12 protein-coding genes are annotated in these 17,105 nt (G+C 40.0%); 11 read left to right on the top strand and 1 reads right to left on the bottom strand.

Annotated elements, in window-relative coordinates:
• Window positions 1-52: 52 nt before the first annotated feature.
• Window positions 53-3,706: a DNA-directed RNA polymerase subunit beta' gene (gene rpoC, locus IGJ87_RS11890; RefSeq protein ID WP_089030517.1), complete on the top strand. Its 3,654-nt coding sequence runs from the start codon at window positions 53-55 to the stop codon at window positions 3,704-3,706.
• A gap of 362 nt (window positions 3,707-4,068) precedes the next feature.
• Here the strand turns inward: rpoC and IGJ87_RS11885 are convergent, their stop codons facing one another.
• On the bottom strand, window positions 4,069-5,094 hold the full coding sequence (locus IGJ87_RS11885; RefSeq protein ID WP_002300082.1) for a LacI family DNA-binding transcriptional regulator: 1,026 nt from the start codon (window positions 5,092-5,094) through the stop codon (window positions 4,069-4,071).
• A gap of 274 nt (window positions 5,095-5,368) precedes the next feature.
• On the opposite strand from IGJ87_RS11885, the gene IGJ87_RS11880 reads away from it, so the two are divergent.
• The 10 genes from IGJ87_RS11880 to pgmB all read left to right on the top strand — a co-directional run bounded on the left by IGJ87_RS11880 (window position 5,369) and on the right by pgmB (window position 17,093).
• Window positions 5,369-7,054, top strand: a complete 1,686-nt coding sequence (locus IGJ87_RS11880) for an alpha-amylase family glycosyl hydrolase (protein WP_002328253.1) — start codon at window positions 5,369-5,371, stop codon at window positions 7,052-7,054.
• Window positions 7,055-7,066: 12 nt separating this feature from the next.
• Window positions 7,067-8,350, top strand: a complete 1,284-nt coding sequence (locus IGJ87_RS11875; protein WP_002288135.1) for an ABC transporter substrate-binding protein — start codon at window positions 7,067-7,069, stop codon at window positions 8,348-8,350.
• A gap of 69 nt (window positions 8,351-8,419) precedes the next feature.
• Window positions 8,420-9,289: a carbohydrate ABC transporter permease gene (locus tag IGJ87_RS11870; RefSeq protein WP_002302347.1), complete on the top strand. Its 870-nt coding sequence runs from the start codon at window positions 8,420-8,422 to the stop codon at window positions 9,287-9,289.
• Window positions 9,286-10,122 (top strand): carbohydrate ABC transporter permease, encoded by an 837-nt coding sequence (locus IGJ87_RS11865; RefSeq protein WP_002328252.1) that lies wholly within the window; start codon window positions 9,286-9,288, stop codon window positions 10,120-10,122. The genes IGJ87_RS11870 and IGJ87_RS11865 overlap by 4 nt, the downstream gene beginning before the upstream one ends.
• A gap of 25 nt (window positions 10,123-10,147) precedes the next feature.
• Window positions 10,148-11,215 carry a zinc-dependent alcohol dehydrogenase gene (locus IGJ87_RS11860; protein WP_002338724.1) on the top strand — a complete coding sequence of 356 codons (1,068 nt, stop codon included), beginning with the start codon at window positions 10,148-10,150 and terminating at the stop codon, window positions 11,213-11,215.
• Entirely contained in the window at window positions 11,212-12,039 is an 828-nt protein-coding gene (locus IGJ87_RS11855; RefSeq protein WP_002328250.1) for a sugar phosphate isomerase/epimerase family protein, read from the top strand. Before IGJ87_RS11860 ends, IGJ87_RS11855 begins: the two co-directional genes overlap by 4 nt.
• A gap of 44 nt (window positions 12,040-12,083) precedes the next feature.
• Window positions 12,084-13,109 (top strand): Gfo/Idh/MocA family protein, encoded by a 1,026-nt coding sequence (locus IGJ87_RS11850; protein ID WP_002318027.1) that lies wholly within the window; start codon window positions 12,084-12,086, stop codon window positions 13,107-13,109.
• The gene (locus IGJ87_RS11845) at window positions 13,106-15,289 is read left to right on the top strand and encodes a glycoside hydrolase family 65 protein (RefSeq protein WP_002302351.1); all 2,184 of its coding nucleotides are present in this window, start codon (window positions 13,106-13,108) and stop codon (window positions 15,287-15,289) included. The genes IGJ87_RS11850 and IGJ87_RS11845 overlap by 4 nt, the downstream gene beginning before the upstream one ends.
• Window positions 15,289-16,419: a glycerate kinase gene (locus IGJ87_RS11840; RefSeq protein WP_002328248.1), complete on the top strand. Its 1,131-nt coding sequence runs from the start codon at window positions 15,289-15,291 to the stop codon at window positions 16,417-16,419. Before IGJ87_RS11845 ends, IGJ87_RS11840 begins: the two co-directional genes overlap by 1 nt.
• Complete coding sequence (pgmB, locus tag IGJ87_RS11835) at window positions 16,416-17,093, top strand: beta-phosphoglucomutase (RefSeq protein ID WP_002328247.1); 678 nt, start codon at window positions 16,416-16,418, stop codon at window positions 17,091-17,093. The genes IGJ87_RS11840 and pgmB overlap by 4 nt, the downstream gene beginning before the upstream one ends.
• The last annotated feature ends 12 nt before the right edge of the window (window positions 17,094-17,105 follow it).

Genomic DNA, 17,105 nt, shown 5'->3' with positions numbered 1-17,105 from the left:
GAAGATCAGCCGTCTTGCGGTTTGCCATTAAATGAAATGGAGGGAACCCCTTTTGATCGATGTAAATAAATTCGAAAGTATGCAAATAGGTTTGGCTTCTCCCGAAAAAATCAGAAGCTGGTCTTACGGTGAAGTAAAAAAACCTGAGACGATTAACTATCGTACCTTAAAACCTGAACGCGAAGGGTTGTTCTGTGAGCGGATTTTTGGTCCTACAAAAGACTGGGAATGTGCCTGCGGAAAATACAAACGTATCCGTTATAAAGGAATCGTTTGTGATCGATGCGGAGTGGAAGTTACTCGTTCGAAAGTTCGCCGTGAACGCATGGGACATATTGAATTAGCAGCTCCTGTTTCACATATCTGGTACTTTAAAGGGATTCCTTCACGTATGGGTCTTGTATTAGACATGAGCCCACGCGCTTTGGAAGAAATCATTTATTTTGCTTCATATGTAGTCATCGAACCAGGAAATACGAATTTAGAGAAAAAACAATTGTTGACAGAACGCGAATATCGCGAAAAACGTGAACAATATGGACAAGAATTCCAAGCTGCTATGGGTGCAGAAGCGATCAAGCAATTACTTGATAATGTTGATCTAGATGCAGAAGCAGCCGAATTGAAAGAAGAATTGAAATCTGCACAAGGACAAAAACGTACACGTGCAATCCGCCGTTTGGATATTTTAGAAGCATTCCGCGCTTCAGGAAATCAACCAAGCTGGATGGTTATGGACGTTATCCCTGTTATTCCACCAGATTTACGCCCAATGGTTCAATTAGAAGGTGGACGTTTTGCAACAAGTGACTTGAATGATCTTTACCGTCGTGTAATCAACCGTAATAACCGTTTGAAACGTTTGTTAGACTTGAATGCACCTGGAATCATCGTTCAAAATGAAAAACGTATGCTGCAAGAAGCAGTAGATGCATTGATCGATAACGGTCGTCGCGGACGTCCAGTTACTGGACCAGGTAACCGCCCATTGAAATCTCTTTCTCATATGTTGAAAGGGAAACAAGGTCGTTTCCGTCAAAACTTGCTAGGTAAACGTGTCGACTACTCCGGTCGTTCCGTTATCGTTGTTGGACCTTTCTTGAAGATGTACCAATGTGGACTTCCAAAAGAAATGGCTATCGAATTATTCAAACCATTCGTGATGCGTGAGCTTGTTCAACGCGAACTAGCTTCAAACATCAAAAACGCTAAACGTAAAATCGAACGTCAAGAAGACGAAGTATGGGATGTCTTAGAAGACGTAATCAAGGAACACCCAGTATTGCTGAACCGGGCACCTACGCTTCACCGACTTGGTATCCAAGCATTCGAACCAGTTTTAGTACAAGGACGCGCAATCCGTTTGCATCCACTTGTATGTGAAGCTTATAATGCCGATTTCGATGGAGACCAAATGGCTGTCCACGTTCCATTGAATGAAGAAGCACAAGCAGAAGCACGTATGTTGATGTTAGCTGCTCAAAACATCTTGAACCCTAAAGATGGTAAACCAGTTGTTACTCCTTCTCAAGATATGGTTCTAGGTAACTACTACTTGACAATGGAAGAAGAAGGACGCGAAGGCGAAGGAATGGTCTTCAGAGATCAAAACGAAGCCGTTATCGCATGGCGCAACGGATATGTTCATTTACATTCACGTATCGGTGTGAACCCTAACTCATTAGGTGAAAAACCATTTACTGAATGGCAAAAAGAACGTACGATGATCACAACAGTTGGTAAGATCATCTTCAACGAGATCATGCCTCCTGAATTCCCTTATCTGAATGAACCAACAGACTTCAACTTGACCGTCCAAACACCGGACAAATACTTTGTTGAAGCTGGTACTGATATTCCTGCACATATCAAAGAGCAAGAATTAGTATTACCGTTCAAGAAGAAAAACTTAGGAAACATCATCGCAGAAGTCTTCAAACGATTCAAAGTAACAGAAACTTCTAAGATGCTTGACCGTATGAAAGACTTAGGGTATAAACATTCAACACATGCCGGTATCACAGTAGGGATCGCTGACATCAGTGTACTGAATGAAAAACAAGAAATCATTGAAAATGCCCATAAACAAGTTGAAACTATTACAAAACAATTCCGTCGTGGTCTGATTACAGATGACGAACGTTATGAACGTGTCATTGCTGTTTGGAACGCTGCAAAAGACAGCATCCAACAAAAACTGATGGAAGGTTTGGAAGCGAAAAACCCAATCTTCATGATGTCTGATTCTGGAGCTCGTGGGAACATTTCCAACTTTACACAGCTTGCCGGAATGCGTGGTTTGATGGCCGCTCCTAATGGTCGAATCATGGAATTGCCAATCATTTCGAACTTCCGTGAAGGACTATCCGTCTTGGAAATGTTTATCTCAACTCACGGGGCTCGTAAAGGGATGACCGATACAGCCTTGAAGACTGCCGATTCAGGTTACTTGACTCGTCGTCTGGTTGACGTGGCCCAAGATGTAATCATCCGTGAAGAAGATTGCGGTACTGACCGAGGTCTTGAAATCCAAGCAATCCGTGAAGGAAATGAAATCATCGAATCATTAGAAGATCGTTTAGTGGGACGTTACACTCGTAAAGAAGTACGTCATCCTGAAACAAATGAATTGATCATTGCAGGAAACCAATTGATTTCCGAAGACATCGCAAAACAAATCGTTGATGCAGGTGTCGAAACAGTGACAATCCGTTCTGTCTTCACATGTAATACAAAACATGGTGTCTGCAAACATTGTTACGGACGCAACCTTGCAACTGGCTCTGACGTTGAAGTCGGAGAAGCAGTTGGTACGATCGCCGCTCAATCAATCGGTGAACCTGGTACTCAGTTGACGATGCGTACATTCCATACGGGTGGGGTTGCCGGAGACGATATCACTCAAGGTCTTCCTCGTGTCCAAGAAATCTTTGAAGCACGTAATCCGAAAGGGCAAGCAGTGATCACAGAAGTAACAGGGGATGTCATCGATATCTCAGAAGATCCTGCAACACGTACCAAAGAAGTAACAATCAAAGGAAAAACAGATAAACGTACGTATACTGTTCCTTATACAGCACGTATGAAAGTAGCAGAAGGCGATATGATCCACCGTGGTGCGCCATTGACAGAAGGATCAATCGATCCAAAACAATTGTTGCAAGTTCGCGATGTATTATCTGTTGAAAACTACTTGCTTCGTGAAGTACAACGTGTTTACCGTATGCAAGGGGTAGAAATCGGCGACAAGCATATCGAAGTAATGGTTCGTCAAATGCTGCGTAAAGTTCGTGTAATGGATCCAGGTGATACAGATATCTTACCAGGTACATTATTAGACATCGCAGACTTTAAAGATCAAAATTACAATACGCTAGTCTCAGGAGGCGTTCCTGCAACTTCTCGACCTGTCTTGCTAGGTATCACAAAAGCATCATTAGAAACAAATAGTTTCTTATCTGCTGCATCATTCCAAGAAACAACTCGTGTCTTGACGGATGCTGCGATCCGCGGTAAGAAAGATCCTCTTCTTGGTTTGAAAGAAAATGTTATTATCGGTAAGATCATCCCAGCTGGTACTGGTATGCAACGTTACCGTGACATGGAACCAAAAGAAGTCGGTGTAGCAAGCGAAAATGTCTACAGTATTTCAGATATTGAAGCACAAATGGCTGCAGAAGACGCAATGAACAATCAAACAAAATAGATATTTTACAAAAGAGGTTGTGACAAATTATTGTCACAACCTCTTTTTTTGTTTGTCTAAAATAATTTGTCTAACTAGAAGAAAAGTGGGAAAGGATCTTACAACATCGGTTCGTATCCCATTAAGGTATCGGAACGATCATCTTCCCAGAGAAGTCAATCAATAAAAATAAAGATAGATCATTTTTTGAATGCAAAATAAATTCATGGGAAGATAGAGCGGTTATTTTTAATATTTTGCTAGCTATTAGTGAATAGTTCCTCGAATAAAATACCGGGAGGGGGTAATGGAGGATGAGTGATTGAAAAAAGAACAGAGTAACTGACTTATCCTCAGTGTTTCTGTTCTTTTATAAATCTGCCCTACATTTCTTGTTGTTGGATCGAATCTGTGAGAGTAATCTCGGTTGAAAGAATGATTCTTTTTTCTTCTGGGTATTGGTGATGGATCAATTGGAATAAAAGTTCTGTGGCTTTGATTCCTAACTGATTTGTTGGAATGTCTATCCGAGTCAGCTGTGGCGAAAATAGGGAGGACAATAAGGGATCACTGAATCCTGCGATCGAAAGATCATCAGGTATCTGCTTTCCAGTTTGTTCTGCCACTTTGTAAATACTCAATGATTTTAATGCATCGGTAGAAAAAATCGCAGTTGGTCTTTCTCGCAACTTCATTAAATCATTCATTGCTGCCATGCTGTCTTCTAAGCGAAAGCCGCCGTCTATGATCCATTCATTACGGATATCTAGGTGATGATCAAATAAGCATTGACGGTAACCATTGAGACGATCATTGGATACATAAACTTCTGTCGGAGCATGGAGACAGCCGATATGACGGTGTCCATTCTTGATCAGTGTTTCCACCAAATCGTAACTATCCTGGAAATTATCCGTGTCCACTGAGTAGATGTTCGTGTAGTCGTTTCCGACTTTTCCGATTACCACAATAGGAATATTGTATTGATCCAATTCAAAAAGAAGTGTTTCATCCATCGTAGAGCTTAAAATAATAATTCCTCGAATCATTTTTTCTTGGATCTTTTTCGCGCATTTTTCTAGCTCTTCTTCTGGTGTTTTTGCCGTTTGTAGAATCAAGTCGAAGTTATTTTGTTCAGAAACGGCAGAAATGGATTGAATAACATCTGAAAAAAAAGGATTGCCATAGGTCGTATGAGAAGTACGATGAGATAATGCTAGAATCGCGTCAAAACCATTTCCTGACAGTCCTCTTGCAATTTTGCTCGGTTCATAATTCAATTCTTTGATTGCTTGAAGTACACTTGCTTTTGCTTTATCAGAGATATTTGGCTGGTTATTTAATACTCTGGAGACAGTTGATTTGGAGACATTGGCTTTGTTCGCAATGTCATAAATAGTAGGTTTCAATTTTATATGCACCTCCTTTTTGGGAGCGTTTTAGAATAATTCCATAGTACAATAGACATTCTTTTTTGTCTATGATTTTGAAAATTTAGGAATAGCTTGCATGATCATGAGAGACCATATTTTTTTAAGAAGCTATTAACTATTGATACATAAGCTTTCTTATTTGTATTTTTTTGTATATCAAAATTATTTAAAAAAATGCTATTGACAGTAAGCGTTTTCCATAATATGATCAAATCGTTGGGAACGCTCCCAAAAAAGAAAGGGGAATCCGATGTATACAAAACTTTTACAAGCGATTTATCGCGACTCAGATTTGGCTGAGAAAACCGCCTCTATGATTGAACAAAAAGTCAGTGATTATCAGCAGAAGAAAGGCCAGGCAGGCAAACTGCATTGGGACGAAGAAGATATTTTCTTGATTACTTATGGGGATCAATTTTTTGAAGAGCAGCAACCAACTTTGCGTACATTTAAGAAATTTTATCAAAAGTATTTGGCAGATACATTTAGAGTTGTACATTTCTTGCCATTTTTCCCATATACATCTGATGATGGTTTCTCCGTTGTAAATTATCAGGCAATCAACGACCGTTTGGGCACATGGGAAGATATAGAAGAAATGAGAAGCGAAACACGGTTAATGTTCGACTTTGTCTGCAATCATATGTCTGCCGAAAGTACTTGGTTTCAGGAATATTTAAACTTGAATGATACGTACAAAGATTTTTTTATTGATTTGCCACTGGATACAGATACAAGCAGCGTGACTAGACCAAGGACTAGTCCACTACTTACAACTTTCATCGACAAAAACGGGAAAGAAAAACATGTATGGACGACTTTTAGCGAAGATCAAGTAGATTTGAATTTTAAAAACCCAGAAGTTTTATTGAAAATGATCGATATTCTTTTGTTTTACCTAGAAAAAGGCGCTTCATTTATTCGTTTAGATGCTGTGGGGTTTTTATGGAAAGAACTAGGAACTTCTTGTATACACCTGCCAGAAACGCATAAGATTATTCAGTTATTCCGTGCAATCGTTGATGAAGCAGCTCCAGGAACGGTATTGATCACCGAGACAAATGTGCCACACAAAGATAATATTAGTTATTTTGGCGATGGCAGGAATGAAGCACAGATGGTCTATCAGTTTTCACTGCCACCTTTGACTCTTCACGCGATACGCTCGGGAAATACAAGTAAGTTGAAAGAATGGTTAGAAACAATCAATTTTACATCGAAAAAAACGACCTTTTTTAATTTTTTAGCTTCCCATGACGGAATCGGATTAAACCCGATAAGAGGTATTCTGCCGGAAAAAACGATCCTTGAATTAGTGGAACAGCTGAAGAAAGAGGGTGCCCGAGTAAACTACAAGAAAAACCCAGATGGAACGACCAGTCCATATGAGATAAACGCTACGTATCTAGATGCGTTAAGTTCTCCAACAGATACGACGGAATGGAGAAGCAAACGCTTTTTAGCAGCTCATTCATTTTTGGTAACTTTACCAGGCGTGCCGGCAATTTATATTCAAAGTGTGCTGGGAAGTCGAAATGATTACAAAGGCGTAGAAAAAACAGGAGAGAATCGAAAAATCAATCGGCAAAAATTTTTGTTAGCAGATATTGAGAAAGAGTTGCAGACAGATCCATTAAGAACAGCAGTATATGGTGAATTGACCCAGATGCTATCTATTCGAAAAAAAGAAAAAGCCTTCCATCCGAATAGTTTGATTTACTTACTGGACTCAGCTGATTCTTTTATCAGTTTTATTCGCGAAGCGAAGGAAGAGAAAGTCTTAGTTATCCATAATTTTTCCAATCAATCAGCAGGTTATCTTTTACCAAAAGGAGATTACCTAGACCTGTTTTCTGGACAAATTATCCATTGCAGTCAAGAACGAAAGTTGATATTCCAGCCGTATGAATATATGTGGCTGAAAATAATAAAATAAGAGGTGGAAAAAATGAAAAAAATTATTGTTACTACCTGTCTGCTAGCTACTGGATTTCTTCTTACTGCTTGTGGTGAAAGTCAAAGCTCTAACGAATCACAACAGACAACGATTCAATTCATGCACTCTTCTGTCGAACAGGAACGATTAAGTGTGATCAATGAACTGGTTGCTGATTTTGAAAAAGAAAATCCAGACATCAAAATCAAGCAAGTGCCGGTAGAAGAATCAGCGTTCAATACGAAAATCGTTACGTTAGCTCGTTCCGGTAAATTACCAGAAGTAATGGAAGTCAGTCAGGATTTTGCTAAAGTGATGGATAAAGATGAACTGATTGATCAGACGGCAGTCCAAAACGTTATCGAGGAAGCTGGAGAAGATAATTATTATGACGGAGCCAAAAACCTTGTTCGTTCAGAAGATGGAAAAAGCTATATTGCTGCACCAATTAGCGGCTGGGTTCAAGGTATTTGGTATGACAAAGAAAAATTATCAGAAGCTGGTTTTTCAGAACCAGAAAATTGGGATGATATTTTAAAAATTGCTCAACATTTCACAGATAAAGAGAATAAACAATATGGAATTGCTATGCCTACTGCTGAAGGAACAATGAGTGAGCAAGCGTTCTCTCAATTTGCTTTGTCAAATGGAGCAAATGTTTTGGATGATGAAGGCGAGGTAACGATCGATACGGAAAAGATGAGAGAAGCATTGTCGTTTTATCAAAACTTATCCCAATACACGATGCCAGGCTCTAATGATGTGACAGAAATCAAAGATGCTTTCATGAATGGAACAGCACCAATGGCAATCTATTCAACTTACATTTTGCCTTCTGTTTATGAAGCGGGGAACTCAGAAAATATCGGTTTTGCTATCCCAACACAAAAAGATCAAGCTGTCTATGGCACAGTATCTGGATTGACGATTTCTTCTGGTCTAGACGAGAAACAAAAAGAGGCTGCTGAAGCATTCACAGCTTTCTTATCTCAACCGAAAAACATGGAAAAGTGGGTCTTGATGTCTCCTGGTGGTGCTCAACCAGTGAATAAACAAGTAGTCGAACTGGATGGTTACAAAGAAAATGAAGTCATCAAGTCTTTTGGCGAGCTGCCATCTGAGATTGCTAGTGCTTTTGATGAAGTACAAGTCTTTGGACTAGTCGGGGAAAAGAATTTCACGAAAATGGGAGATATCACAAGCTCAGGTGTGATCGGAAAAGCAGTGAACCAAGTAACTGTCGGAAACGAAGATGTCGATCAAGCTTTAGCTGACGCACAAAAAAATACGAAATAACAAGAAGTTCTGCCAATGGTGTTCGAAAAAATCAGATAGCTATTGGCAGATTATCAGGGGGAGGTTTCAATGAATCGTCCAAGGAAACATTCTGACTTAAAATTAGCCATGGGACTTTTAGCACCAAGCATGCTTTTATTAGCTGTTTTAGTGCTGATTCCAATGCTTTCCAATATTCAGATCAGTTTTTTCGATATGCCGCTGAATCCTAACTTAGACGCCGTTTTTATCGGATTAAGCAATTATCTTGAAATTTTAAGTGATAGTGAATTTTATCGTTCTTTAGGTTTAACAGTTGCTTACACATTCTTAGTTGTAGCAGGCAGTACAGCTTTAGGATTAGCCGTAGCTATTTTGCTTAACCGCAAGTTCAGATTTAGGAAAACGGTGCGTTCACTGATTTTATTAAGTTATGTTACGCCATCTATTTCTTTGATTTTTGCTTGGAAATATATGTTCAATAATAGTTATGGAATCGTCAATGATCTGTTAGTAGATAGGTTGCAGCTTTTCAACGAAGCACCGCTGTGGTTCGATCAGCCAGTTGCTAGCTTCTTTATGGTCGTTTTGTTTGCGATCTGGAGATACTATCCGTATGCGTTTATTTCATTTTTGGCTATTTTGCAAACAGTCGACAAAACGCTTTATGAAGCAGCTGAAATGGACGGTGCAAATGCTTGGCAGAAGTTCAAGATCGTGACACTGCCGGCAATCAAACCAGTACTAGCAACTGTGATTGTTTTACGATCTATCTGGATGTTCTATATGTTTACAGATGTCTATCTACTGACGAATAAAGTCAATATCTTAGGCGTTTATTTGTATCAGACAGCCTTTGCGTTCAATGATCTTGGAAAAGCAGCAGCTATATCGATTCTATTGTTCATCATTATTGCAGCGGTCGTCTTGCTCTCACGAAAGAAGGTGGACTTGAAATGAAAAATAAAAAGAGCAGGAAAATCTTATTTTACGCGACGATTTTGTTGCTATTAGCTGTCAATTTGTTTCCATTTTTGATCATGCTGATGACATCATTCAAGGATTCACAAGAAGCAATTGCAACGACACAAACTATTTTTCCGAAAGAATGGACTTTTGAACATTATCAGGATATTTTCAATGCTGAGATTTTTCCATTCATCATGTATTTCAAAAATAGTTTAGTGATCTCCTTGATAGCCTCCGTAACTGCAGTAGTGATTGGGATCAGCGGGGCATACGCTTTGTCAAAACTACGCTTCAAAGCTCGCTCGAAAATCAATGCTAGCTTTTACACGGTTTATATGTTTTCCGGTATTTTGATCGTTGTTCCATTATTTAAAATCATTTCCAGTCTAGGTTTGTATGATACCAATACAGCACTGATTATCACGATGGTCGTTCAAACACTTCCTACTGCGATATTCATGCTAAAAAGTTATTTTGACACGATTCCGACTGATATTGAAGAAGCAGCAATGATCGATGGTCTTAGCCGGATCCAGATCATTATTCGGATCATTATACCATTGGCTATTTCTGGAATCATTTCTGTCTTCGTTTATTGTTTTATGGTTTCGTGGAATGATTATTTATTTGCTTCGATTTTCCTGTCGACCTCCGAAAAATTTACTTTACCAATCGGTTTGAACACATTATTCAGTACACCAGACTACATTTGGGGACGAATGATGGCCGCTTCATTGGTGACCGCTTTACCAGTCATCATTATGTATGCGTTATCTGAACGATTCATTAAAGGTGATTTAGTCGAAGGCGGCGTAAAAGGATAAAAAGAAAAGAAAGAGGAAAGAAAAGATGAAAAAATTAGTTGCATTAGAACCAAGAATAGCCGGATTCAAAGATTACGAAGACCGCGAGATCGAAAAGAACGAAGTACGTATCCGAGTAATTTTCGCTACTCCAAAACCAGGAACAGAAATTGTCGACTTTAGAGGATTAAGTCCATTTATCGATGAAGAATTTTCAGGAGAATGGCGCCTATTCTTGCCAAGAGAAGAAGGAAGCCAACGCGGTGTGGTATTTGGCGAATTTCAATTAGGAAATATGATTGTCGGTACGATCGAAGAAACGGGCAGTTTGGTGACAGAGTATCAAAAAGGAGAGTTAGTCTGCACTTATGGACCCATTCGTGAAACACTGATTACAAACGGTGTTGATAATTATAAACTACGTAAACTTGATCGGTTGGATCAATGGAAAAATGCAGTATGTTACGATCCTGCTCAATTCGCTTTAGGTGGTATCCGAGAAGCACATGTTCGAGCAGGTGATGCTGTAGCAATCTTCGGTTTAGGCGCTATCGGACAAATTGCGATTCAATTAGCTAAAAAAGCAGGTGCCACTACCATCGTTGGGATCGATCCCATAGCGCAGCGTAGAGAATTAGCAGAAAAATACGGTGCCGATTACACGCTAGATCCTATGAAAGCAGATGTTGGTTTTCGTCTAAAGGAATTGACAGATAAACGTGGAGTAGATTCAGTTATTGAAACGAGTGGCAGTGCTGCCGCATTACAAGCTTCTTTAAGAGGGATCGGCTATGGCGGGATCATTTCTTATGTTGCCTTTGCTAAACCTTTTCCAGCTGGGTTTAATCTTGGTCGCGAAGCACATTTCAATAATGCAAAAATCGTCTTTGCTCGAGCATCTAGTGAACCAAACCCAGATTACCCAAGATGGAACCGTAAACGAATCGAGGACACATGTTGGGAATTATTGATGAACGGTTACTTGGATTGTGAAGAAATCATTGATCCAGTTGTGCCATTTGCAGAAAGCGCAGAAGCTTACATGCGTTATGTAGATCAGCACCCAGAAGAAAGTATCAAAATGGGTGTTCAAGTACAAGGAGGAGAACAATGAAATTCGGTACGCAAGATCAAGCATTTTTCCCAAGAGACATTTTAGAAAAATTTAGATTTATCAAAGACTGTGGATTTGAAGAATACGAAATCGACGGTAAGTTGTTAATAGAAAATATCGACACAGTCAAACAGGCAATCAAAAAAACAGGGATCCCAGTAGTGACAGCTTGTAACGGCTACGATGGGTGGATCGGTGACTTTATCGAAGAACGGCGTCTTAATGGTGTACGTCAAATTGCTGAGATTTTGCGTGCACTAAGCGAGGTTGGAGGCAAAGGAATCGTTATCCCAGCAGCTTGGGGAATGTTCACTTATCGATTACCGCCGATGGTTTCACCCCGAAGCAAAGAAGGAGACTATAAAGCAGTCAGCGAATCACTTCGTTATTTAGATAAAGTAGCCGAAGAAACAGGTACGGTTATTTATTTGGAGCCTTTGAACCGATACCAAGACCATATGATCAATTTGTTAGCGGATGCGCGTCATTACATTGACTCTAATCAATTGAAACATGTGCAGATCATCGCTGATTTTTATCATATGAATATTGAAGAAGATGATATTTCAAAAGCATTGACTACGCAAAAAGAGTATGTGGGTCATATCCATTTAGCAGATAATCATCGCTACCAACCAGGATCTGGCGCAATTGATTTTACTCGCCATTTTCAAACGCTACTTCAAAATGAGTATGAAGGTTATATGGTATATGAATGTCGTTTGCGAGGAGAAAATGAAGTGAAAATTTATCAGGAATCATTGCAATACTTGAAAAACTGTCTGGAAACAGCGCGTCATTTAAATGATTTAGAGAAAGAATAGAGAAAGAAAAACAATAAGTAAATAAGCAAAGGAGGGAGAAATAAATGAAGAAAGTAGCAATCATAGGCGCTGGACAAGTAGCAGAAAAAGTACATGCTGCTTATTATCAAAAAAGATCAGATGTCTTAGAATTGGTCGCTGTGGTTGATCCAGTCAGCCAGCGAGCAGAAGACTTTTGCCGACGTACAGGATTTTCTCATGCGTATACATCAGTTACACAAATGCTGAATGAGATTTCTCCCGATATCGTGAGTGTCTGTACACCCAATCGCTTTCACTTCGAACATGTATTGGCTGCCCTCGAAGCTAATGCTTCAGTGATGTGCGAGAAACCACCAGCTATGACAGCTGATCAAGCAAGAAAGATGGCAGAGACAGCCGATAAAAACGGGCAGATTTTGGCTTATGGATTCCAGCATCGTTTTTCTGACGAAGCAACAATGATCAAGAATTATCTTGATGTTCTCGGGGATATTTATTACGTAGAAGCGAATGCGCTTCGTCGGTCTGGTGTTCCAGGCTGGGGAACGTTTATCGACAAAGAACTTCAAGGAGGCGGGCCTTTGATCGATTATGGCATTCACATGCTTGATACAGCGATGTATATTACTGGATTTCCTAAAGTAAAAAACGTTCGGGCGTACAGCTTCCAAAAAATTGGTACGAAAAAAAATTCAGGGAAATTCGGGAAATGGGATCCAAGCAAATTCACAGTAGAAGATGCAATTTTTGGCACACTGGAATTAGAAAACGGCAAGATCATCCAACTGAATACTTCGTTTGCTTTGAATATCAGAGAAGACAAACTGAATGTGGCTTTTTGTGGCGATCAGGCAGGTGCTAATCTGTATCCAGGCGAACTATTCGAAGATGTAGATGGAAAGCTGGTTTCCTTACAAAAGACCACGCCAGTTAATGACCCACATGAACTAAGTATGGCTCATTTTGTGAATCGGGCGCTCGGTGACCAGACTCAGATGATTGCAGATGGCTGGCAAGGATATGTCATCCAGAATCTGGTGGAAAATTTATATCGTTCGGCAGAAACAGGAGAAGTTATTACCTTATGAAAGTAGAAGAAAAACAATTTGATTTAGAGTATATCAATAAGTATGCGAGTCAGATGACCATTGGAAATGGATTTTTTGGTATCAGAGGAAGCCAGGAGGAAGACTATCGGAATCAAGTAAGGGGAATGTTTGCAGCTGGTGTATATAACCGACCTTTAGGAGCAGAATCAGCCGAGTTAGTGAATCTCCCAGATGTCATCAGATGGGAAATAAAAATCGACGGTGAACATTTTTCTCTTGAGACGATGAAAGTTCTTGCATATGAGCGGGTACTAGATTTAGAAATGGGAGAGCTTAAACGCTATGCGCTCATTGAAACTGCTCAAGGAAAAAAAGTGGAAGTCATTACTTGTCGTGTTGCTGATCAAAATAATCTCCATCAGGCAGCCCTGAAAGTGGTCATCAAGCCGTTGACCGAAGACTGCCAAGTAGATGTGAAAACGGGTATCGATGGACAGCAAACCAATTTTGGTACACAGCAGTTGGTTGAAAAAGAACTGCGAGTATTTGGTGACGATTTGATCAGTGCATCCTACCAGACAACAGAAAGTAAAATTGATATTGGGATTGCAGCTAAATTCAATAAAGCAGGTGTATTCCAAGCAAAAAATCGCCGGATCACCGCTTCCTTTTCAGAAAAGATCAGAAAAAATACGTCCTTTACGCTAGAGAAGATCATCGTACTCTCTACCTCTCTTCAGCAAACAGACCCGTTTAAGAAAAGTATTGCCCAAGCCCAGAAAAGCGTTAGTTATACAGAAATTTTAGAGCAGTCGATGTCTTATTGGACAGATTTTTGGCATCAGCATCGGATAACGATCCAAGGCGATTCTTCTTTCGATCAGTTAGCGATGGACTTCGCTGCTTACCATTTACAGATTATGACTCCCCGCAATGATCCAAGTGTTAGTGTAGGGGCGAAGGGACTAACTGGCGAAGGTTATAAAGGGCATGTTTTCTGGGATACGGAAATTTTTATCCTGCCTTTCTTTTTATATCAGTTTCCTGAAGTAGCAAAGAATTTGCTGCTGTACCGTTATGATCGATTAGAAGGCGCACGGCAAAAAGCAAGAGATTATCACTATCAAGGTGCACTTTTCCCATGGGAGAGCGCACACACTGGTCAGGAAGAGACACCCAAATTTGCTGCATTGAATATCAAAACCGGAACAAGACAAGAAGTTGCTTCAGCTGCCGCAGAACACCATATCAGTGCAGACCTTGCTTATGCCGTTCAAGAGTATGTCCAAGCAACAGAGGATCAATCGTTTTTAGAAACAAAGGGAAAAACGCTCATTCATGAAACAGCAGCTTTTTGGCTGAGCAGAGCTGTAAAAGTCGATGATCATTTAGAGATACACAGAGTCATTGGTCCAGATGAATACACAGAATATATCGACAATAATGCATATACGAACTATCTGGCGCATTATAATGTGGCCTTAGCTGTTAAATATCAAGCTGGCGATCCGCTTTTTTTGAAAGAATGTCAAAATTTTTTAGATAAGTTATATTTGCCAGTGCCTAACAAAGAACAGCTGATTCCGCAAGATGACACGTATCTCAGTAAGCCAGTTATTGATTTGACCACTTACAAAGAACGTCCTGGCAGCCAGTCTATTTTACTTGATTATGCCCGTAGCGAAGTAAATGAACTCCAAGTCAGCAAGCAAGCAGATCTTGTCATGCTGTTATACTTATTACCTGAGTATTTTTCTCAACCAATCGTTTCTAAGAATTTGCATTACTATGAAAACAAAACGATCCACGACTCATCGTTGAGTAAAGCGATTCACGCCATAGAGGCTTGCCGTATCCAAGAAATGGAATGGGCGTATCATTTATTCCAAGAAGCGTGCCTGATTGATTTAGGACCAGATCCGCATTCATCAGATGACGGAATTCATGCTGCTTCATTAGGAGCACTATGGCTAGCAGTTATATTTGGTTTTTCAGGTATTACAGTAACGAATGGAACTCTTTCTATTTCTCCAAGACTTCCTTCAGCATGGGAAAAAATTTCTTTTCCTTTTATTTGGAAAAATCACAGGTTGCTATTTGTTTTGACAAAAAAACAAATAGTAATAAAAAAAGAGACGAAAGAAACATTACCTATTTTTGTCAATGGAGACCAATACCAGCTGGAAAAAGAACTGATCTTGGAACGGAGGGGAAAATAATGCGTATTCTGATTGCGCCAGATTCTTTCAAAGAAAGTCTGACAGCCTTAGAGGCAGCACAAGCCATTCAATCAGGTTTTCAAGAAGTTTTTGTTCAGGCTGAATATGATCTGCTACCTATAGGCGATGGAGGAGAAGGAACGGTTTCATCATTAGCAGACAGTTTAAGGTTGAAGCGGCAAACAGCAGTCGTTACTAATGCATTTGGCAAAAACAAAGAAATCCAGTACGCTTCAGACGGTCAAACTGCGATTTTTGAAATGGCAGAAATCGTCGGATTGAAAGATGTCCCACTAAACCAACGACAGCCACTTAGGTTATCCACGCGAGGAGTAGGAGAACTGATACGACAATTGTTGCAACAAGGTGTTCGACACATCATCATCGGCGTTGGCGGAAGTAGTACCAACGATGGCGGCATCGGCATGGCAGAAGGTCTAGGTTATGCTTTTTACGATCAAGATAATCAAAAAGTAGAAGCACTGGGAGAAAATCTAGGTAAAATTGCTACAGTTGATAAAACGAACGTGCCTATTGAGCTGATTAAAGCCAAAATCACTGTCATTACTGATGTTACTAATCTTTTATGCGGAAAAGAAGGCGCTTCTTTTATTTTCGGACCACAAAAAGGCTTGAAAGAAAATGAACTAGCAGTAGCTGACCAAGCTATGCATGATTTTTACATGAGATTTGCCCCTCAAGTAATCGAGGCATCGGGAAGTGGTGCTGGTGGTGGTATGGGTGCAGGACTATTAGCATTTGCTTCAGGGAAAATAGTCTCTGGCATCGACTACGTATTGGATTTACTGGAGTTCGATAAACGGGTACAGCAAGCAGACCTCGTAATCGTAGGCGAAGGACGTCTAGATGGACAAAGTCTAAAAGGAAAAGCGCCAGTTGGGATTGCTAGAAGAGTACCAGAGGGCGTTCCTGTGATAGCTATTTGCGGAAGTGTTGGTAAAGGAAGCGAAAAAGCAACAGATTTTGGCATTTCGGCCGTTTTTCCGATTCTTCCTGCAGCTGTTCCTTTAGAAGAAGCTTTACATCAAGCCACTGATAATCTGCATCGTACAGCTAAAAACATCGCATCTTTACTTCAAGTCGTTCATTTTCAAGGAGGTAATCGATGAAAATCAAAGCAGCGCTATTCGATTTAGATGGCGTTCTTGTAGACACAGCTCGTTATCATTACGAAGCGTGGCTGGTTATAGCTAACCAGCTGTCCATTCCATTCACTGAGAAAGAAAACGAGCAACTGAAAGGAATATCCAGAACCGAGTCACTAGAGCGATTGCTGTCATTTGGAAAAATGGAACAGAAATTCTCAGAAAAAGAGAAATCAGCCTTTGCTGAGCAAAAAAACAATCTATATCTTCAAGCGATTCAAAAAATGGATGAAACATCCGTTTTGCCTGGTGCAATAGCTGTTCTTGAGTACTTGAAAAAAACAAACATCAAGATCGGATTGGGATCAGCAAGCAAAAATGCACGCCTCATTTTAGAAAAAACGAATTTGACAAGTTATTTTGATGTCCTTATTGACGGCACGCAAGTATCAAAAGCAAAACCTGATCCGGAAGTTTTTCTCAAAGGAGCACAGCAATTGAATGTACCGCCAAATGCATGCTTGGTCATTGAAGATTCAGAAGCTGGCTGTCAAGCAGCTTTGGCTGGTAACATGCATGTATTGGGAATAGGTGAAAACATAAATCTTCCTTCTGCTGAATATGTGATTCCTGATTTAACCGTTTTTGATCAAGTACGTTCGTTTTGGTATTTATCAGAAGCCGTATCACGTATATAATAGTTTCCGTTT

Source organism: Enterococcus sp. DIV1411a (assembly GCF_050531945.1).
GTDB classification, from domain to species: domain Bacteria; phylum Bacillota; class Bacilli; order Lactobacillales; family Enterococcaceae; genus Enterococcus_B; species Enterococcus_B faecium.
This window is presented reverse-complemented; position numbering and strand designations above follow the sequence as displayed.